19 protein-coding genes are annotated in these 21,058 nt (G+C 44.5%); 13 read left to right on the top strand and 6 right to left on the bottom strand.

Annotated features, from left to right (window positions below):
* Position 1 precedes the first annotated feature (1 nt).
* From thiC to moeB, 6 genes are read left to right on the top strand one after another with little or no spacing between them, the layout of a single operon-like run.
* Positions 2-1,867, top strand: a complete 1,866-nt coding sequence (thiC, locus tag BWI96_RS06550) for a phosphomethylpyrimidine synthase ThiC (RefSeq protein ID WP_106635875.1) — start codon at positions 2-4, stop codon at positions 1,865-1,867.
* The gene (locus BWI96_RS06545; protein WP_106635874.1) at positions 1,864-2,631 is read left to right on the top strand and encodes a hydroxymethylpyrimidine/phosphomethylpyrimidine kinase; all 768 of its coding nucleotides are present in this window, start codon (positions 1,864-1,866) and stop codon (positions 2,629-2,631) included. Before thiC ends, BWI96_RS06545 begins: the two co-directional genes overlap by 4 nt.
* On the top strand, positions 2,628-3,263 hold the full coding sequence (locus tag BWI96_RS06540) for a thiamine phosphate synthase (protein WP_106635873.1): 636 nt from the start codon (positions 2,628-2,630) through the stop codon (positions 3,261-3,263). Before BWI96_RS06545 ends, BWI96_RS06540 begins: the two co-directional genes overlap by 4 nt.
* Positions 3,238-4,008: a thiazole synthase gene (locus tag BWI96_RS06535; protein ID WP_106635872.1), complete on the top strand. Its 771-nt coding sequence runs from the start codon at positions 3,238-3,240 to the stop codon at positions 4,006-4,008. Before BWI96_RS06540 ends, BWI96_RS06535 begins: the two co-directional genes overlap by 26 nt.
* Positions 4,009-4,032: 24 nt before the next feature.
* A complete protein-coding gene (gene thiH / locus BWI96_RS06530) occupies positions 4,033-5,151 on the top strand; it encodes a 2-iminoacetate synthase ThiH (protein WP_106635871.1) in 1,119 nt (372 codons plus the stop codon).
* Complete coding sequence (moeB, locus tag BWI96_RS06525) at positions 5,148-6,209, top strand: molybdopterin-synthase adenylyltransferase MoeB (protein ID WP_106635870.1); 1,062 nt, start codon at positions 5,148-5,150, stop codon at positions 6,207-6,209. Before thiH ends, moeB begins: the two co-directional genes overlap by 4 nt.
* Here moeB and BWI96_RS06520 read toward each other — a convergent pair.
* The 3 genes from BWI96_RS06520 to rfbC form a co-directional block, all read right to left on the bottom strand.
* A complete protein-coding gene (locus BWI96_RS06520) occupies positions 6,198-6,761 on the bottom strand; it encodes a thiamine phosphate synthase (RefSeq protein ID WP_106635869.1) in 564 nt (187 codons plus the stop codon). The genes moeB and BWI96_RS06520 overlap by 12 nt on opposite strands.
* 1 nt (position 6,762) lies before the next feature.
* Positions 6,763-7,284, bottom strand: coding sequence for a hypothetical protein (locus tag BWI96_RS06515; protein ID WP_157830243.1), 522 nt, complete (start codon positions 7,282-7,284; stop codon positions 6,763-6,765).
* Positions 7,285-7,349: 65 nt separating this feature from the next.
* Positions 7,350-7,808, bottom strand: coding sequence for a dTDP-4-dehydrorhamnose 3,5-epimerase (rfbC, locus tag BWI96_RS06510; RefSeq protein ID WP_369804095.1), 459 nt, complete (start codon positions 7,806-7,808; stop codon positions 7,350-7,352).
* 298 nt (positions 7,809-8,106) lie between these two features.
* On the opposite strand from rfbC, the gene pyrF reads away from it, so the two are divergent.
* Positions 8,107-8,952, top strand: a complete 846-nt coding sequence (gene pyrF, locus BWI96_RS06505) for an orotidine-5'-phosphate decarboxylase (protein WP_106635867.1) — start codon at positions 8,107-8,109, stop codon at positions 8,950-8,952.
* A gap of 6 nt (positions 8,953-8,958) precedes the next feature.
* Positions 8,959-10,191, top strand: coding sequence for a glycosyltransferase family 39 protein (locus BWI96_RS06500; RefSeq protein WP_106635866.1), 1,233 nt, complete (start codon positions 8,959-8,961; stop codon positions 10,189-10,191).
* On the opposite strand, the gene BWI96_RS06495 is transcribed toward BWI96_RS06500, so the two are convergent.
* Positions 10,163-11,200: a hypothetical protein gene (locus BWI96_RS06495; protein WP_198555159.1), complete on the bottom strand. Its 1,038-nt coding sequence runs from the start codon at positions 11,198-11,200 to the stop codon at positions 10,163-10,165. The genes BWI96_RS06500 and BWI96_RS06495 overlap by 29 nt on opposite strands.
* A gap of 302 nt (positions 11,201-11,502) precedes the next feature.
* The gene (locus tag BWI96_RS06490; protein WP_106635864.1) at positions 11,503-13,239 is read right to left on the bottom strand and encodes an alpha-glucosidase; all 1,737 of its coding nucleotides are present in this window, start codon (positions 13,237-13,239) and stop codon (positions 11,503-11,505) included.
* A 658-nt stretch (positions 13,240-13,897) separates the two neighbouring features.
* On the opposite strand from BWI96_RS06490, the gene BWI96_RS06485 reads away from it, so the two are divergent.
* Positions 13,898-15,418, top strand: coding sequence for a DUF4394 domain-containing protein (locus tag BWI96_RS06485; RefSeq protein WP_106635863.1), 1,521 nt, complete (start codon positions 13,898-13,900; stop codon positions 15,416-15,418).
* 56 nt (positions 15,419-15,474) lie between these two features.
* On the opposite strand, the gene BWI96_RS06480 is transcribed toward BWI96_RS06485, so the two are convergent.
* Positions 15,475-15,984, bottom strand: a complete 510-nt coding sequence (locus tag BWI96_RS06480) for a DUF1877 family protein (protein WP_198555158.1) — start codon at positions 15,982-15,984, stop codon at positions 15,475-15,477.
* A 194-nt stretch (positions 15,985-16,178) separates the two neighbouring features.
* Between BWI96_RS06480 and BWI96_RS06475 the strand changes: the two genes are divergently transcribed.
* The 4 genes from BWI96_RS06475 to BWI96_RS06460 all read left to right on the top strand — a co-directional run bounded on the left by BWI96_RS06475 (position 16,179) and on the right by BWI96_RS06460 (position 21,039).
* A complete protein-coding gene (locus BWI96_RS06475) occupies positions 16,179-18,314 on the top strand; it encodes a M3 family metallopeptidase (protein WP_369804093.1) in 2,136 nt (711 codons plus the stop codon).
* A 491-nt stretch (positions 18,315-18,805) separates the two neighbouring features.
* Entirely contained in the window at positions 18,806-19,474 is a 669-nt protein-coding gene (locus BWI96_RS06470) for a hypothetical protein (RefSeq protein WP_106635861.1), read from the top strand.
* Positions 19,475-19,782: 308 nt separating this feature from the next.
* A complete protein-coding gene (locus tag BWI96_RS06465; RefSeq protein WP_106635860.1) occupies positions 19,783-20,319 on the top strand; it encodes a hypothetical protein in 537 nt (178 codons plus the stop codon).
* A 105-nt stretch (positions 20,320-20,424) separates the two neighbouring features.
* Positions 20,425-21,039, top strand: a complete 615-nt coding sequence (locus BWI96_RS06460) for a hypothetical protein (RefSeq protein ID WP_106635859.1) — start codon at positions 20,425-20,427, stop codon at positions 21,037-21,039.
* Positions 21,040-21,058 lie beyond the last annotated feature (19 nt).

Raw genomic sequence — 21,058 nt, 5'->3', positions numbered from 1 at the left:
CATGAAAAACGAAAAACTGCCATCGCCCCAAACCATTACCCGTGCTCCACTGACAGGTTCACGGAAAGTCTATGTTCCCGGTACGCTGCATAACATTCAGGTAGCCATGCGGGAAATCACCCTTTCGGATACGGTTACGAATTTCAACGGCAAAGAAAGCCGACAACCCAATGCTCCCGTTACGGTCTATGATACCAGCGGCCCATACACCGATCCCAATGCTACTATTGATTTACAAAAAGGTCTACCCCGACTTCGGGAAGCATGGATTAAGGATCGGGCCGACGTTGAACAACTGGATTCTTTTTCTTCAGCATACTGCAACGAACGATTAGCGAACCGTAGCCTGGATGCTCTGCGTTTTGAGCATATCCGATTACCTTTAAAGGCTAAAAAAGGGCTAAATGTCAGCCAGTTACATTATGCCAAACAGGGAATCATTACTCCCGAAATGGAATACATCGCCATTCGGGAAAACCAGCGAATTGAACAGCAGGAAGCCTCTCTGAAGCACCAGCATCCGGGCAACAGTTTCGGAGCGAATACGCCACAAAAGTTCATTACTCCCGAATTTGTCCGTCAGGAAGTTGCTGCCGGACGGGCGGTTATCCCGTCCAACATTAACCACCCGGAAAGCGAACCGATGATTATTGGCCGCAATTTTCTGGTGAAGATTAATACCAACATTGGTAACTCCGTAGTTAGCTCCAGCATTGAAGAAGAAGTAGAAAAAGCAGTCTGGAGTTGTCGGTGGGGTGGTGATACGCTCATGGACTTATCGACGGGAAAAAATATTCACGAAACCCGCGAATGGATTATTCGCAACTGCCCCGTACCCGTGGGAACGGTTCCCATTTATCAGGCTCTGGAAAAAGTAAATGGAAAGGCCGAAGACCTTACCTGGGAGATTTTCCGGGATACACTCATCGAGCAAGCCGAGCAAGGCGTGGATTACTTTACCATTCATGCGGGTGTATTACTTCGCTATATTCCCCTGACTGCCAAGCGAGTAACGGGTATCGTATCCCGTGGGGGTAGTATTCTGGCGAAATGGTGTCTGGCTCACCACAAAGAGAATTTTCTCTACACTCATTTTGAAGAAATCTGCGAGATTATGAAGGCGTATGACGTTTGTTTTTCGCTCGGCGACGGCTTACGGCCCGGTTCGATTGCAGATGCTAATGATGCGGCTCAGTTTGCTGAACTGGAAACCCTCGGGGAATTAACCAAAATTGCCTGGAAACACGACGTTCAGGTGATGATTGAAGGTCCCGGTCACGTGCCCATGCACCTCATCAAAGAGAACATGGACAAGCAATTGGAACATTGTCACGAAGCTCCTTTCTATACCCTCGGCCCGCTGACAACGGATATTGCTCCGGGTTATGACCACATTACCTCGGGTATTGGTGCTGCCATGATTGGCTGGTTTGGTACGGCCATGCTGTGTTACGTAACCCCCAAAGAACACCTGGGCTTACCCAATAAAAAGGACGTGAAAGATGGGGTGATTACCTATAAAATTGCCGCTCACGCCGCCGACTTAGCCAAGGGACATCCGGGGGCTCAATACCGGGACAATGCCTTGAGTAAAGCTCGCTTTGAGTTCCGCTGGGAAGATCAGTTCAATCTTTCACTGGACCCCGATACTGCTCGCGAATTCCACGACGAAACGCTTCCCGCCGAAGGAGCTAAACTCGCCCACTTCTGCTCCATGTGCGGACCCCATTTCTGCTCAATGAAGATTACGCAGGAAGTACGGGCCTTCGCCGAACAGCACGAGATTGAAGGGGAAGAGGTTTTCGATAAAGCCATGAAGATCAAATCTGAAGAGTTCGTTCAGCAGGGCGGCGAAATTTACTTATGATCCAGACCGAACGACCTTACGTATTAAGCATAGCCGGGCTCGATCCCAGTGCCGGGGCCGGAATTCTGGCGGATGTCAAGGTTTTTGAAGCTCAGCAAACCTATGGTCTCGCGGTTGCTACGGCTCTCACGATTCAGCACGATGCTTCGTTTCGGAAGGTCCATTGGGTTAGTCTGGAAGAAATCATTGCTCAATGTGAGCCGCTTTTTGAACGCTATCCGATTCAGGTGGTGAAGATTGGATTAATCGAATCGATGTCGGTTCTGTCGGGACTACTGGATTGGTTAGTCCTTCAAAACCCAAAGATTATCCTCCTCTGGGATCCCATTTTGAAGGCTTCGGCGGGGTTTGATTTTCATCGGTTAACACTGAATGAACTGGTACCCATTCTGCAAAAGCTGACGGTAATTACACCCAACATTCCCGAAATACAGCAGATTACTGGAGAACAGGACCCTCAGAAAGCGGCTCAAACATTGAGCAATTACTGTAACGTTTACCTGAAAGGCGGGCATAGTTCTTCCGAAAATGGGCAGGTGACCGATTACCTATTTGACATCCATCAAACGGTAATCGCGTATCCCGCTCCTTTTATTCCAAACGGCGAGAAACATGGCAGCGGTTGTGTCCTGTCAGCGGTTCTGGCAACTGGTTTAGCCAAAGGGTTTTCGCAAAAAGAAGCTAGTGCCAGGGCACGATTATACATGGATCGCTACCTCGCCAGCACGCCTTATTTATTAGGTTTTCACGAGACAATCGTATGACTATAAGCCGATTACATTACATCGTCACCACTCCCGAACAGGCCGAGCAAGCCTGTTCGGCGGGGGGGAACTGGATTCAGCTTCGGCTGAAAAATAAACGTTACGAAGATTGGAAAGCAATTGCTCTGGAAACCCAGGCCGTTTGCCATTCCCATCAATCCCGGTTGATTATTAACGATAATACTCATCTGGCGGGTGAAATTGGCTCTGACGGATTGCATTTGGGCAAAGAGGATATGTCCCTTACCCAAGCCCGTCAATTACTAGGTACGGAAATCATTATCGGCGGAACAGCTAATACGCTGGAAGATATTCTGATGCATGCCGAGGCGGGAGCCAACTACATTGGTCTGGGACCTTTCCGGTTTACAAAGACCAAAGAAAAACTGAGTCCCATTCTTGGATTAGCTGGGTATGAGTCTCTTATGAAAGCGTTGCAGCAGCGTTCCATTACCATCCCCGTCATTGCCATCGGAGGGATTACCCTGGCAGACGTTCCTGCCTTGCTGGACACGGGCCTTTATGGAATTGCTGTTTCTTCGGCGATTACTCAGGCTGTCAATCCTGCTGAACAAACCCGATTATTCATCCAAAGTTGCCTATCTCATGAATCAACCCCTGATTATCGCTGATCGTACGTTTCAATCCCGGCTTTTTACCGGAACGGGAAAATTCGGTTCGGTTCAACTCATGCAGGAAGCACTGGCGGCCTCGGGTACAGAACTGGTTACCGTGGCTCTGAAACGGGTAGATGCGGGTAACGCTGAAGATGAAATGTTAACCCACCTGCCCGATGCTCATTTGTTGCCCAACACTTCCGGCGTTCGCACAGCACGGGAAGCCGTTTTCGGGGCTCAAATGGCTCGTGAAGCTCTGGAAACGAATTGGTTAAAGCTGGAAATCCATCCCGATCCTAAATATTTATTACCCGACCCCATTGAAACGTTAAAGGCTGCCGAAGAACTGGTAAAGCTGGGTTTTGTCGTCTTGCCTTACATCCACGCCGACCCGGTTTTATGCAAGCGGCTGGAAGAAGCAGGCGTCGCCGCAGTTATGCCTTTGGGGGCTCCCATCGGAACCAATAAAGGCTTACGCACACTCGATTTTCTGGAAATCATTATCGAACAAAGCAACGTTCCGGTGGTAGTGGATGCGGGTTTGGGAGCTCCCTCTCACGCTGCCGCCGCCATGGAATTGGGTGCCGATGCTGTACTGGTGAATACGGCCATTGCCGTCTCCGAACAGCCCGTGCGAATGGCTCAGGCTTTCAGAATGGCCGTAGAAGCCGGACGCACGGCTTATGAAGCCCGACTGGCCTCGACTTCTGTCTATGCTCATGCCAGCAGTCCTCTAACGGCTTTTCTGGATGAATTGTAGAACCACGCTCTAAACGATTGAAACATGATGTTTAAAACCTGGTTTGATCATTATCACTGGGATACGGTTACTCAGGAAATTCAGGATACGAAACCGAGACGCGTGGAGCAAGCCTTAGCCGCTAAGAAACGTTCGGTTGAGGATTTTAAAGCCCTGATTTCTCCGGCGGCTCTGGCCTACCTGGAACCGATGGCTCAGCTCAGTCATCAGCTAACCCAGAAGCGTTTTGGCAAAACCATTCAGCTTTATGCTCCCTTGTATTTGTCCAACGAGTGTCAGAACATCTGCACCTATTGTGCCTTTAGTCTGGATAATAAAATCCGCCGCAAAACGCTGACGGACGAGGAGATTCTACGGGAAGCCGCAGCCATCAAAGAGCTGGGCTATGAGCATGTGCTTCTGGTAACGGGCGAAGCTAATCAGACGGTTGGAGTTCCCTACCTTAAAAATGCCATCCGATTATTGCGGCCCCATTTTGCTAATATTTCGATGGAAGTTCAGCCACTTGATCTTGAAGAATATCAGGAGTTAATAGTCGAAGGGCTGCACACGGTTCTGGTTTACCAGGAAACGTATCACGAGGAAACGTATAAAACGCACCATCCTAAAGGCAAAAAGTCTAACTTTCATTATCGGCTTGCAACTCCCGACCGGTTGGGCCAGGCGGGAATTCACAAGATTGGCCTGGGAGCATTACTAGGCCTTGAAGACTGGCGGACGGATAGTTTTTTTACCGCTTTGCATTTACAATACCTCGAAAAAACGTACTGGCAGAGTAAGTATAGTATTTCTTTTCCCCGCCTCCGTCCCATCCAGTTGACGGATCATTTTCAGACGTTTAAATCCTGCATGAGCGACAAGGAACTGGTGCAGTTAATCTGTGCCTATCGCTTATTCAATGAAGACGTCGAGTTATCGTTGTCAACCCGCGAAACACCACGTTTTCGGGATCACCTGGTCAAGCTGGGCATTACACACATGAGTGCCGGATCGAAAACGAACCCCGGTGGATACGTTGTCGAACCTGAATCGCTGGAGCAGTTTGAAATCTCCGATGAACGTACCCCCGCTCAGATCTCATCCGTCATTTTAAATCAGGGGTACGTACCCGTCTGGAAAGACTGGGACCCTTCATTCGTATGAATCAGGAAGAATTAGAACGATACAATCGCCACATCCGCCTGCCCGAGATTGGGTTACAAGGACAAAAACTACTCAAACAAGCCCGCATCGTGGTTATAGGGGCGGGCGGTTTAGGCTGTCCTGTTTTGCAGTACTTAACAGCCGCGGGCGTGGGCACGATTGGGATTATTGATGGAGATACGGTTTCCCTGAGCAACCTGCAACGTCAGATTCTTTTCTCACCCGAACACATCGGTCAGTCAAAAGCTGAGACGGCGGCTCATGTATTACGTCAGCAGAATCCACATATTGAGGTGATTGCTCATCCCGTATTTCTAAACGCAGCGAATGCATTAACCCTCCTCGGAAACTATGACATTATCGTCGATGGTTCGGACAATTTTGCGACGCGTTACCTGGTTAATGATGCCTGTGTCCTTTTGAATAACCCACTGGTCTTTGGCTCCATTTTTAAATTTGAAGGACAAGTCAGTGTGTTTAATTACCGGGGCGGCCCTACGTATCGCTGCCTATACCCCGAACCCAGCGAACTTGAAGCCTGTAGCGTGGTGGGTGTGCTGGGGGTATTACCGGGTATCACGGGCTGCCTAATGGCGAATGAAGTCATTAAGTTGATCACGAATATAGGCGAACCCTTAAGCGGCACGTTGCTCTGTTTTAATACCCTACAGTTCAGTTTTTCAACGTTTTCATTCGAGTTAAATCCTGAAAATCTTCGGATTACTGCATTACAAGACGCTTCCCAAACTTGCGAAGCAGTTATTTCAGAATTAACCGTTTCAGAATTCTGGCAATGGATGAATCAGGATGATAAACCTTTTTTACTGGATGTTCGCGAAGCAGAAGAATACGAACGGGATAATCTGGGAGGAGCGTTAATTCCACTAGCCGAACTTGCGGTTCGTTACCACGAACTTCCCGCTCACCAAACGATTATTGTGCATTGCCAATCTGGAATACGCAGCAAAAAAGCGGTTCAGTTATTACAAGAAAAGGGCTTTACCCAAGTGCATCATCTCAGTGGAGGACTGCATGCCATTCGACAATTACAGCTTTAATTGTTGACGTAATTCTCGCAAAGCATTCGCTGGATTTTCATTGTTCCATAAACTTCCCATCAAGGCGGCTCCATCAAATCCTGACCGTTGTACGGCGGCGATATTACCTTGATGAACGCCTCCTAAAGCAACAATCTTAGGCAGGTTTTCACCTTCGGAACGAAGCTTTTTTAGTTGATATTCAATTGCTGTTAAGGAAAGAACCGGTCCATACCCGGGTTTGCTGATACTCTCGAAAACGGGACTGTAAAAAACCAGATCCACTTTATTAGTCCACAACGGCCAGTCAGATAATTGATGAATGCTGGTAGAAAAAGCCCGCTGATTTACAGGTAATACCTGTTGATCTTTTTCTTTCAAATGCCAGAGGTAACTCGTTGGCTGTGAAGAAGCCAGTAGAATTTTATTCGAGTGATGAATCGGCGGTGGCTGCGTTAGTACATCCGTTTTTCGCCAATACAGGTAATCCAGCCCCTCCGACCACAATTCTTCAATTATGTTTTGATCTGTTACTGAATCGGGAGTGATGGCTACGCATAAAAAAGAATCCATATCAGCTAAATTTCAACGTAAGTAGTATCTGTTTCGATCCTTTCGTTACCCGCCATTCGCTCGTAGTTCGTTGCTCTACGTCAAAATTTTCGTTCACCAAAAGAGCCTCATAAAAACGAACTGAAACGGATTGTAAAGGCTTTTGCAGTATTTTCTTTTCCAGAAAAGAAAGCAATAATAATCCCGGTACAATCGCCAGATTCCCCGTATGAATAGGGTTATCATCGCCCGTTTCCTCCAGATAATTTAAAACCTGTTCTTCAGAAAAGCTATACGTTCCTGCGTGCGGGATCGGGTCTTGTTCTTTCGGGATAATGGGTAATAAAACTACTTTTAATTGGTCATGAGTCAGCGATTCGGTAATAACCGCCGCTTTCATCTGGTTTGGGAAGTTACGCCATTGCAAGCCCATCGTGCCACCCTCTTTCGTACTTATTTCAAGGGTCGCCAGGGCGTAATTCCATAATGCGGGCAAACGATATTTTTTTAGTACCGCCGCTATTGCTATCGCTGTCGATTCCATGTTTTATACACAAAAGCCCGACTTGTCAAGTACACAAGCCGGGCTTTTCACGTATGGTTTGAAGCTTATTTCGCTGCTAAAGATTCCTGAAATTCTTTCCAGGTAGGCAAAATCTGATCTTTGGCTGAAACAATCGGGGCTTCGATGCCGTATTTCTCAAATTCCCAGTCAATGCCTAATTCGGGATCGTTCCATAACAAACCTGATTCGGCTGCTTTGTTATAGAGGTTGGTGCACTTGTACATGAACGTCGCCTCTTCCAAAGCGATAAACCCATGAGCAAAGCCGCCGGGAACCCAAAGCATGTTACCAAGAGCCGAATCCAGTAAAAATTTTTCGTGCTGTCCAAACGTTGGAGAATTCGGACGAATGTCAACTACAACATCCAGCACTTTTCCCTGCGTACAACGCACTAATTTCCCCTGAGCATAAGGTTCATGCTGACAGTGTAGACCACGCAAAACGCCTTTTTTAGACCAAGAATGGTTATCTTGTACAAATTGGCTGGCTGAAGGAAGGCCCACCTGTTGAAAAACTGGTTCATTGAACGACTCCCAAAAAAGCCGCGTTCATCTTCAAAAATTCGGGGAAATAACTCAACCAATCCGGTTAGCTGGCCAGGACGAAATTCCATGCAAAGTATAAAAGGGTTGCGTGTTAAAGAATAGCGAGACAATTTTGCTGGACAAAAATAGGGATTTCCTCATGCTCCATCGGTTTTTGTTGATGAAAGTTTATTTTTTAGCTTTCATTATTCATCCGTTCCAGCTCGATATCTCTGGTTTCCTAACTGAACTTTCGATTTAACTATCCCTACTACCCGTGACTCGTTCCGAACTTTTTGCCCAGATCAAATCTAAATCTTCTTACTTGTGCGTAGGCTTAGATACCGATATTCAAAAAATCCCGGCTCACCTACGCTCGGAGTCGGATCCGATTTTTGCATTCAATCGGGCCATTATTGAAGCGACGCATCACTACGCTGTTGCGTATAAGCCCAATCTGGCTTTCTACGAAGCCATGGGACCTCGGGGCTGGGAGAGCTTGCAGAAAACGCTGGAAATTATTCCCAAAGAATGTTTTACCATTGCCGATGCCAAACGCGGAGACATTGGAAATACGTCTGGACTGTATGCCCGTGCGTTCTTCGATAAAGAAGCATCGGGGCTGGATTTCGATTCCGTAACGGTAGCTCCTTACATGGGAGAGGATTCCGTAAAGCCCTTTCTGAATTTTCCGGGCAAATGGGTCATTCTGCTGGCCTTAACTTCAAATGCCGGAAGCAGCGATTTCCAGCGTCTGGAAGTTAAAAATGCAGAAGCAATTCATTCCAGAGCATTGTTTGAACAAGTTTTGATGACTTCCCAGAACTGGGGTAACCGCGATCAGTTGATGTATGTCGTAGGGGCAACGCAAGCTCATCAATTACAGCGAATTCGTGAATTAGTACCCGAGCATTTTCTGCTGGTTCCCGGCGTTGGTGCTCAGGGTGGCAGCCTGGAAGAGGTTTCCAAGTACGGCATGAATCGTCAGTGCGGACTACTCGTTAATTCCTCGCGTGCCATTATTTACGCCTCCTCAGGTACGGACTTCGCTGAACGGGCCGCCGTCGAAGCTCGTCTGGTACAGCAGGAAATGGCGAAGTATCTAAACGAATATCTTAACTAGAAAACGTTGGGGTCTTTACTCAAACAATGGAGTCAGCAAACGGAAAAACAAAAACGCCGTTTCTGGTTTCTCTTTGTTATTGGTATTGAGTTACTTACCGTTGTCATGTGGTGGGGCAAACGCCCCATCCCACCCGATTACATTACTTACGCCCGCATGGCTGACGTATTAGCCAGTGGGCAAGGGTACCTGGATCAGGGGCAGGCTTTTACTTTTTTTCCTCCGGGTTATCCAATCTTTCTCATGGTAATTCACGCTCTGGCGGATGTTTTTTCGCTGGACCGTACCCTGACGGTTATTGGCATCGATTTGCTGATAGGTGCTTTCTCCTTACTTTATTTTCGAAAAATTGCCCGTCACTTTCTTCCAGAAGTATCCGCTGAAATCGCAACGTTGCTCTGGGCGACTTATCCCATTCAGCTCCTTCTGTATACGCAACCTAACAGCGAAATTCCTTTTCTGCTGACCTTTCTCGCAGCCCTGAGCCACTACCTGACTTATCTAAGAAAAGGTCAGGTAACGCAAATGGCTATCGGCGGATTTTGGTTAGGGATTTCCTGCCTGCTTCGTCCGATTACCCTCTATCTAGCTGTCATTTTAGTGATTTATGTACTTTGGTACAACTACCAGCAGGTCAACAGACGTCATTCTCTCGGAACAGCCATAGCCCTTTGGCTTTCAGGATTTTGTCTAACCGTATTACCTTGGGAATTGTATGTCTATCATTACAATCACGAATGGATCATGGTGCAGGGAAAATCCGTTCTTGCCATTTACGAAGGCTTAATTTTCGGCCATAAAGCGTATCACGGCTCGCCTATTTCGGTTCCGAAAGACTTGTATGATTTCATGGACAAAGTTGCCTCTGCCCCTCCTACCTTACCTTCTCTTTTCCAGAAAGTAACGGAAGCTCAACCGCTGGTTTTATTGCAGTTACTGGGGTATAAACTTTTGAGAAGCTGGTACGGCCTCTGGGATAACCCGAATGAAAAATCAGTGATGGTTCTTCAGTTTCTGTACCTGATTCCGGCCACCGCAGGAATAATTCGAAGCTTCTCCCGTCGTTATTTTTCCTGGTTTTTCTTCATTCCCCTGCTTCTGATTTTGTATTACTGGGGCACTACCCTTATCATTATTCCTCTGCTGCGATACATGATTCCGGCCATGCCCTTCGTGATGCTTTACATCGCTTTTCTCTTCGTTAAAAAACCTACAATACCTGCCGAATCACGTTCTTAATATTGAGCTCTACAATATCAACCATGCTGTTACATTTCAGATACAGCTTGTTTTTGTAATGATCCGCCAGTCCCTTTTTTAGCTCCATAATATTAGCCTCTGTCGATAAGGGATGACGATTGGCCACATCACGTAGATGAGCCAGCCGATGCCTTTCGCTTCGTATGCGGTGGATTAACATGGAGCGTTCTTCCTGTTGGTACTGCCAGACGGTTTTGTCGGTAAGGTGCTCCATCGCGAGCTTTACGTAAGGATAGTTTTCCTTGAAAAACTGTGGCATATACACCCGCCGGTTCCCTTCGTAAAACTGCTGGTCAAAGTCGATGCAACGAATACGAAACTGAAAATCATCAAAATCGGGCGTGATTTGCCAAACGAAATTATACGAACGCATATCGCCCAACAGCATAATCAGGCAGCGTTCGTTAAACTTCACAAACTCCTTCGCAATTCGAATCGGGTTATACTCAATTTTGAGCATGTATTTCTGTGGGAATACATCGCCGGGAATTCCCGCAATGTGCTCTTCTACGAGAGTCGTATGATCAACCAGGTAATTAACGTCATTGGGCGATAACGTATGTTCCAGTTCCAGTCCGTAAATCCGGGAGGCATCCGCCTTTTTGACGTAGAAATAATCATAAACATCATTGAGTCGATTCACAATCCGAACCCGAAACGGATGCGTATTACCGAACGTACAGTAATCAATCCGGTCGATGTACTTGTGTTCGACAATGTGAAGATTACCCGAGGTATTGAGCATCGCATAAATTTTCTTCAGTCCCTTATGGATGCGATCAATGTCATACGAAGGATAAATGGGAGTCTCCCACAGCGTATCTTTTCCGTGTTTGTCAACCAGTGGAATAGACTCCTGAAAGTTCATCAAATCCGCATAACCCAAAGGTAACTTCGCCTCCCGCTGATACGTATGCAAGTACTTATGCAACTCCTGACTAATAGGAAACAGGGGTTTCTTTTTATGAATAACAACGTCTTCCTTCATGATTTTTGTTGATCATTCGCTCACGAATAAGCCTTAGTTTTTTTAATTCACCTTTCGTTCAGGCTTATTTCAGGTATTCTTTTATCTAATTCAATAGGCTACTTAAAACAGCAATCCTATCCAAAACCACATCAATAACTACCATTCAGAAATAGTATACTACTCATTGGCTCCTACCTTAGCTACAAATGAATGTAATAAACGTAAGAGCATAGCTCAGGCTTTTAACCAAACCAAGCCTTTTATGCCTGGTTTGGTTGCCATTCCATACAAAGACTTTGCTAAAAAAAATACCCGCTTGCCTAGTTTAATTTGTAAATCACGGCTTGCCAAGGGAGAAGTGCAATGGTATTGTTTGTAATGGTCGGTTTGGTGGGTAGGTTATTGATTTCTACGGTTGAAACCCGCATCGCTTTCGGGATGGTCACTTGGGAGGTAACGTCGCTGAAGTTTAACACAACCAGGAGTTTATGATTTCCTTCGATGCGGGTATAGGCGTAGATATTAGGATTGTTTTCATCCACAACTGTATAGTCGCCATACACCAAGACTTTGTTGTCTTTCCGGAACTTTACCATTTGCCTGAAATAATTGACACAACTTTCCGGATTGTTTTCCTGGTTTTGCAAATTGATTTCCTTATAGCTGTTACCCACCCTGATCCAGGGCTGGCTGGTCGAAAATCCAGCATTGTCTCCATCGTTCCACTGAAAAGGCGTGCGTGAATTGTCCCGGCTGTATTTAATGTTTTTTTGCATGAACGCCGCTAGGTCACCGCCTTGACTTTGTTGGTATTTGTATTCATTAATGGTCTGGATGTCTTTAAATTCCGAAATGTCCTTAAATCCGGCATTCGTCATACCAATTTCGTCGCCATTGTAAATGTAAGGCGTGCCCCGCATAGTGAGCAGAAATGTAGAAATCAGCTTGGCGGATGCCTCCCGATATTGCTCAGAAGGATTGCCGATGCGGTCAATAACTCTGGATTGGTCGTGGTTGCCCATGAATATGGATAGCCAGCCGTCATTTTGAAATTCTTTGTCCCATTTGGTGAAGGTTTTCTTCAGCTTCAGCATACTATAATCGGGACTGGAAGACACGTCTACCGCATCGAATGCGTAGGCCATATTCAATTCCTTTCGTTGGGTATCCACCAGATCGTGGGCGTCCTGCATGTTTCGTCCCGCCCCCTCGGCCACGCTCATCAAGTTGTATTTGGCGTACACCTCCTTATGCATTTCTTGGAGATAATCGTGTATGGGAGGCACCATAGCGTAGAACTGGACGAAGTTGGAAGCATTCAGTCCTTCAAATACGGGAAACGAAGTGTCCTTCACACAGAACTGGAAGGCATCCATACGAAAACCGTCCACCCCCTTATCGGCCCAGAATTTCATGATGTCGTACACCTCTTTTCTTAAATCCGGGTTACTCCAATTGAGATCGGGCTGTTTGCGGGAGAAATAATGCAAGTAATAGGAACGGGTCAGCGTATCGTATTTCCAGGCATCGTGGTTTACGTCAAACAAGCTGTAACGGTAAGGGGGCGTACCTTTTTCCTCCGGCCACCAGTGGTAATAGTTACGATATTTGCTGTCTCTTGAACTTCGGGCCTGGCGAAACCACTCGTGCTCATCACTGCTATGGTTGACGACCAGGTCCATAACGAGCCGCATGCCACGCTCATGCATTCCCTCTAACATCTGATCAAAATCCTTCATGGTACCGAACTCTTTCATGATGTTGCGGTAGTCGCTGATGTCATAGCCATTGTCGTCATTGGGGGAGCTGTAGATGGGATTGAGCCATACAACGTCAACGCCCAGACTTTTCAGGTAATTCAGTTTTTCGGTAATTCCCTTCAAATCACCGACCCCATCACCATCCGAATCCTTAAAACTCCTGGGGTACAATTGATAGACAACCGCTTCTTTCCACCATTTCCGTTGTTTACTGTAATTTTTGTTCAATTGAGCCTGTGCATGCAGCATTCCCATCATCCAGATTATGGTAACTAGTTGAATTGTTTTCTTTATCATACAGCAAGTAATTGTATATTTAAAAGGCAAAAAAATATCACTAAAGTGAAAATATACATACAGCTTTTCAATATACAGTCATAAATCGTGTAATACCGTAAAAACACATCAGATGGGTATATTCATCCATATTTTTACCGTTCAAACCTACTAAGTAAGCCTACAACAAAAGGCAAGTTCCGTAGTAGTTAAAGCTGTTGGCTGAGGATAACTGTAATTACTCTTGTAGGACGGGTTGAAGCTCTAATGACTTTTGAGGTAGCAACAAGCGGCGGCTTGATTGCCCTGGAAAACTTAGCCACCCGCATGAGGTTACTAATGACCTGAGTATCGGTACGTTTAGTGCGTTCAGCCCCTGCATTCGTGTTTATTTTTAACCCCCAATTATCCAGAAATCGGACTACCTATTGCGGTAATAAATGTCCCTGGTAAATTCTTTAAGGCAAGTATATTTTTTGTCTAGCAATTTAGATATTACTCTGATTTTAAATACTTTAGCTTTTCAATTCCCTACATAAATCAGGTTAATTGATATTTATTAAAACCAGATTCAAAATTATTAGTTATTACCCTGTTAACAGATGGTAATAATTCGTTCGAATTTATTACGCTGTCATTACTAATCCTTTTTCATTTTCACTATAAACTTATCTGTTTCATGGTACATCTGTACAGAGGCATCCGCCAGTTGGGTGCCGTAGTGACACTTGCCGCTTTGGTTTCTCTGCAATCATGCATGGACCACCGGACTCCTCCGTCACCACTTCCCAACCAGATTTTCTATGGTTTAACTACCGACAACCAGTTACAGCAAATCAGCACGTTGTCACCCAATGCTCCGCTTCGCTCCTTCAAGGTGGCAGTGCCCGACGGTGAAAAAGTATTAGCTATTGACTTCCGTCCGGCAACGGGTCAATTATATGCAGTGACCAATGCCAGCAAGCTTTATACCATTAACCTCGCTTCGGACGGTTCAGCGGGAAGAGCCACGCTAGTAAAGGCTTTATCTACAGCCATTAACGGTACTGAAGTTGCTTTTGATTTCAATCCCACAGTAGACCGAATTCGCCTGGTTACTAATACCGGCCAGAACTTACGTTTACACCCTGAGACGGGTGATGTAGCAGCCATCGACGGTACTATTAACGGTGTTTCTGGAGCCACGATTACAGCTGCTGCTTATACCAACAGCCGTGCCGGAGTTACCACGACCACGTTGTATGACATTGATCCCGTAACCGACCGTTTGTATAAGCAGGACCCTCCGAACAATGGTACGCTTGTTCCCGTGGGTTCGCTGGGCTTAAACGTTGAAGCCGTGGGTGGTTTCGATATTTCTCCCGACAACTCGTTCACCTTGGCTTCCGTAAAAGTGGAGGGGAAATGGGAAATTGCCCAGGTGGATGTGGGCAATGGCAGCCTGAAAAAGCTGGGCGATCTGGATCGTGAATTACTCGGTATTGCTTTAGTACCCCAACCCGTAGCGTATTCTATCGATGCAGTTACCTATGAATTGCTGATTTTTGATCCTGCCAACGCCAGTGCCGTGACAACTAAAGCCATCACAGGTCTTCAAACGGGCGAACGTGTGCTGGGCATTGACTTCCGCCCAGCGACGGGCCAGTTATATGCTTTGGGTAGTAACAGCCGGATTTACGTAATCAATACGTCTTCTGGAGCCGCAGCTCCCGTAGGTTCTGGTGCTTTAAGTGTTGCCTTACAGGGAACAGATTTCGGTTTTGATTTCAACCCGGTAGCCGACCGCATTCGAATCATTAGTAACACGGGTCAGAATTTACGGGTTGAACCTTCTACGCTGGTAGCAACAGTTGATGGTACGATCAATCCTGGTACGCCTTCGGTAACGGCTTCTGCTTATACTAATAACTATGCTGGAGCTACCGCAACAACGTTGTACAACTTCGATACCAACACGGATATACTCTATCGTCAGGTTCCTCCTAATGATGGAACGCTGGTTCCTGTAGGTCCTTCTGGAGTGGACGCTTTAGGTAATAATGGGTTTGACATTGGGGGCACTACGGGTATGGCTTATGCCATTCTTCAGTCAGGAGGCAGCACGCTGCTTTACAAAGTTGACCTTACGACGGGTAAAGCTACGCAGGTTTCTGCTCCGCTAAAATCTGCCCGCGGCTTTGCCTTAGGACTTGGTTTTTAAGTTTTGTGTTTTTGATAAATAAAAAGGTACGGTGCATTTGGGCCGTACCTTTTTTGTTAGGCTAAAAACATAATAACTGCCTGCTTTTGAGTGGCAGCTTCGACGTAAAAATCTTTCAGGTGATCGAATCCCCGAAGAAGGTAACTTTTCGCTTCTGGTGCTTCCCAGTTTCCAGGATAAATACCCAGATCATTCATTACTCCTGCATTATACCGATCCATCAGAATTTCATTCGTGATTAAACGTAACATCTGATGGGCCCGAATAACCTCTGTGCTCGTCAGGTAACGTGGGGCAACTGTTGCAGTCGGCAATGCTACTTCCAGGGATTTTCTACCCGTAATGACCGTAGTAAATGGCTCGGTTAAAGCTTCTTCAAAGGGCTTTCCAGTCATCAAAAACACAATTCCTTCCCAGGATTTTTTTATGCTCGTAAATTCTCCTTTTGTAAAGATGGTACTGGCATGATCCAGATCTTCTACTAATGGATTACGTTCACTGACTTTGCCATTAAGCTGATAATCTTTTAAACGTGCTTCACTGACGCGAAGCAAAAAGAGATTCATGCTCATAAAAATAAGGTTACTAACCGATCAGATCAGATGAACTGATACGAGTGTTTTGGATTATTCTTTCATTAATGAATACAAACATAGCTCTATAACTTGTCAATCCGTCTACCGCTTTTTCCATGAGCGGTTTGGTAAAACACGGTTTCCTTAGCAAATTCGTTATTTGTTTTACCTAACATCAATAGACTATGAAACTTAAACAACTCCCTCTGCTGTTAAGTCTGGCGGCTAGTCCCTCGCTGATTCACGCTCAGGGCCCTAACGCTACTGTTAAGTCTGTACCTATGGAAGAAAATCCTCTTTTACAGGCGTTTAAAACTCCTTTTGAAACGCCCGCTTACGATAAAATCAAAGTAGAACACTTCATCCCAGCCATTCAGGAAGGCATGAAGCAAGGTCGGAAAGACATTGATATCATCATTTCTAACGCGGCAAAGCCCACTTTTCAGAACACCATCGTGGCTCTGGAAAATGCCGGAGAATTGCTAAGCCGCGTAACCCCCATTTTATTCCACTTGAACAGTGCGGAAACAACACCCGAAATCCAGAAAACGGTTCGTGAAGCTTCGCCGCTGTTAACGGATTACAGCAATGATATTTCGCTGAATGATAAGCTCTTTGCCCGGGTAAAAGCCGTCTGGGATGAACGCGACAAGCTGAAACTCAACAAGGAAGATCAGATGTTGCTGGAGAAAACCTACAAGGGTTTTGCCCGCAGTGGTGCGAACCTTTCGGAAACCGACAAAAACAAGCTTCGCGAAATTAATAAGGAGTTATCGCAGTTATCCATCGAGTTTAACGAGCATAACCTCGCGGAAACGAATGAATACAGCCTTGTGGTAACCGACGAAAAACGTCTTTCTGGGTTGCCTGACTTCGTAAAAGAAGCCGCCAAAGCAACGGCGAAGAAGATGAATAAAGAAGGTTGGGTATTTACGCTTCAGGCTCCCAGCTACGGCCCGTTCATGCAATACGCCGACGACGCAGCTTTGCGGAAAGAACTTTGGTTAGCGTATAATAAACGCGGTTTTAAAGGCGACAAAAACGACAATCAGGAAATCATCCAGAAAATTGTAAAGCTGCGTTACGAAAAAGCCAAGCTTCTAGGCTATAAAACCTGGGCGGATTACGTGCTGGAAGAACGCATGGCAGAAAATCCGGCGAAGGTGATGGAGTTTGAGAAAAACCTGCTGAACTACGCCAAACCCGCAGCCGAACGGGAAATCAAGGAATTAACTGAATTTGCCAGAAAACAGGGATATGCTGAACCCGTTCTTCAACGTTGGGATGCGGGTTACTACGCGGAAAAACTGAAGAAAGAGAAGTACTCGATTAATGACGAATTACTGAAGCCTTACTTCAAACTTGAAAACGTTCTGGAGGGTCTGTTCACGCTGACGAATAAGTTGTACGGCCTGACTTTCAAGGAACGTAAAGATATTCCAACCTGGAATGAAGAAGTAAAAACCTATGAAATTCTGGACGACAAAGGCCAGTTATTAGCCATTTGGTACGGTGATTACTTCCCCCGCCCCGGCAAACGGGCTGGAGCCTGGAATTCGGGCACGCGTTCGCAGCATTTTGCCAATGGGAAAGACGTTCGTCCGCACGTATTGAACGTGTGTAATTTCACCCGTCCTACCGAAACGACGCCTTCCTTACTGACTTTCCGGGAAGTGGAAACACTTTTCCACGAATTCGGTCATGCCCTACACGCCATGAGCTCACACGTGAAGTATGACGCCCTGAGCGGAACCAGTGTCTCTTGGGATTTCGTTGAGTTACCCAGTCAGTTCATGGAGAATTTCTGCCTTGAACCAGAAGTACTGAAACTCTTTGCCAAGCACTACCAAACGGGAGAAGTTATTCCGCAGGAATATATTGAGAAACTGAAAGCTTCTTCCAACTTCATGGCTGGCGTAGGTACCGCTCGTCAGATTAACCTCGGCCTGACCGACATGGCCTGGCACGGACAAGTTCCCAGCGGAAAAACGGTGGCACAGGTAGAAGCAGAAGTAGCTGCTCAGACGGAAGTATACCCAATTGTGGAAGGTACGGCCCTTAGTCCAGCGTTTGCTCACATTTTTGCGGGGGGGTATTCAGCCGGTTATTACTCGTACATGTGGAGTGAAGTACTGGATGCGGATGCTTTTGATCTCTTCAAACAGAAAGGTATTTTCAACAAACAAGTCGCTAAATCTTTCCGCGATAACATCTTATCGAAAGGAGGTACTGAGAAGCCCATGGAACTCTACAAACGTTTTCGGGGCCGCGAACCTCAACCCGATGCCATGTTACGCCGGGCTGGTTTAATTGCTCAATAAGATTAATTAAGTGCATAAAAAAAAGCCGCTTCCCTGTCGCAGGGAAGCGGCTTTTTTTATGCACTTAATTAATACCACTTTTTTGTTGCCATTAGAATTGTTTTACCCATTGTACAAAACAAACTACATATAATTAATTGATAATAAGACAAATATCTTTAATACTACAGTAGCTATAAACATACAGAAAGAGTCAGTAAAATACTTTCTTTTCTTTCTTAGTATTATATACAATATGTAGATATCCACTTTACACTCATTAGATAAATATTTAAACCTTGGCTTATAAGCTTTACAAGTTATGAAATCAATTCTAAGATAAATCTTTTTTCAATTTTTGTATTCATTTTTATCACCCTATTTAATTCATGCAAATGATATTGGGCAATGAAAGTATAAAAATCAATAATGCTCAGTATGGTTACTAAATAATTATTAACTTGAGCCTTTACAATATATTGAATGTCCAAGTTAACAATTATTTAGTAACCATGGAATCATCCAATCAAGCTAACTTAGCATTTCTTTTATTAGAGGCTATAAGTAAATATTACCCAATCGGTCTACCCTTTTATAGAGATAGGTATATAGGCTATTCTAAACTTGAGCAGATTGTAGAGGAAAAAATCAATACACTTATAGATGGTCACAGTGGCCCCAAGGATTGGAACCTATTTAAGCACGCTATTCACAATGACTTCCCCCAATTCGAGCTTTTAGATCTATCTTATTATCAAGAGCCAAGTTTAAAAATGGCTTTAAAGTTTTATTCATCATCAAATAACAGAATATATCAAGATTCTTATATAAATATTTCTGTTTCTCTAATGTCTTCCTATTTTACTGTATTCATAACTGAAAGCTTTACTTCTGAAGCTGATTATAGATATACTGTCAATGAGGCACCTTTAGTAAATAATTATGGAAAGAAATCATTTGGGCCGTTTCATCGAGAAAATATTTCGGAGCTGGAGCACACATGGACATCTAAAATAATTAAAGATATTACTTATTATTATCCAAATTACAGTTTCGTTGATTATCGCTTTTTACAAAAATCAATTACAGGGGTTATCCCTTTTGGTACAGGATTAGATACAGTACTTGAGCCTATTAAATTTTCTTTTTACGATATCCTATTTGGCGATAATATTTTTTAACTAGTTTTTAGTTCGCTTATGATATTTTTTATAAAACAATTAACCTAATATATATTGACTACCAATTTATATAGTTAGCTACACAATTATTAACTTATATAAATAGCTTAATCGCTATAATAATCATGAATGATAAGTAAGGGTAGCTCAATATTTTACTTTATTCCTGAACAACCATCTAGGCTCTTACCTAAAGATAACCATACATCGGTTTATATTATAATTTCATGAATTTTTAAAATTGACTTGCACACTCATTAAAACAAATTGCATATTGCCACCTCAACCATTATAAACTCATCCTAACCATGAATTTTTTACGATCTTCCACCATCCTTTTATTTATTTCAATCTTCACTTTAGTTAGTTGTTCAAAAGATAACAAAGATGCCTCTAATCCCATCAAAAAATCCGATCTGGTTAACAAAAATTGGGTAGGAAACAGCGTTGATGTAAAAGTAGACGGTAACACTTACTCGGTAGATGGTGATGCTGATGCCTCTTCTACGGGTATGCTATTAAAGGAAAATGGCGAGTATGTAGGCACTGACGAAAACGGCGATAAAGAAACAGGAAAATGGACTCTTACAGATAATATTTTAAAGGTTACTGTCGATAAAGAAGATATTAGTTTCAAAATTGTTAGCCTTGATGGACAAACTTTAAAGCTATTCTTAGGAGAAAAATTGGATATTTCTAAAAGTCCAGAAAAATATCTAGAACTTAATAATGAAAATTTTCTTGCTTATGTCTTAGGTTTCGCAGTTCTAGAAAAAAAGAATGTTGATCTTACCACTGTTAAGACAAAAGAAATGGACGTTATTCTGGGCCTTAAAGCTAAGTAGCCTATGCGTTGACCCTATCCTTCAGACGACTCGCCTACCCGCGAGTCGTTTGCTTTTTATAACCTATATCATTTTGTAAACGCATACTTTTTATAGGTTTGAGTTATGGAGGAATTGAAGGCACTTTTGCAATCGGTATCCGATCTGTCCTACGCCGAGAAGGTAATGGCTTTTCTGGATCAATATTATAGCAATACGGACGTTCGCCCGTATCATAACTGGACGCATATCCAGCATATGTTTGACCTGTTCTCAACTCACCGCGAACATTTGCACCAGCCGGATATTGTTTTGCTGAGCATCGCCTTCCATGATGTTATCTACGAACCTCTTTACACGAATAATGAACTTCAGAGTGCCGAACGAGCTCAGGAATGGCTATCAAAAACGGATTTAAGTACGGAATCCATTCGTACCATTTACGAGTACATTCTTTCGACGAAGACGCACGCCAATCATACCGAAGACAGCGATCTGGATTTTTTGCTGGACTTTGATCTGGCGATTCTGGGAGAATCTCCCGAAGCCTATGATGCCTATGCCCAGAAAATAAGAACCGAATTTCAAGCTATCCCTGAGGCTATTTACGCCGATGGCCGTAAGAAAATTCTGAATGTATTTCTGGCTATGGCTAATATTTACAAGACGCATCTTTTTCAGGATCAGTACGAAACTCAGGCCAGAGCAAACATCCGTCGGGAAATTGAACGTTTGAATTAATTTTCGTTTGAACCTTTCC

This window comes from Siphonobacter sp. SORGH_AS_0500 (assembly GCF_002838835.1).
Taxonomy (GTDB): domain Bacteria; phylum Bacteroidota; class Bacteroidia; order Cytophagales; family Spirosomataceae; genus Siphonobacter.
The sequence above is the reverse complement of the archived record's forward strand: the minus strand, read 5'-3'. Positions and strand labels throughout refer to the sequence as shown.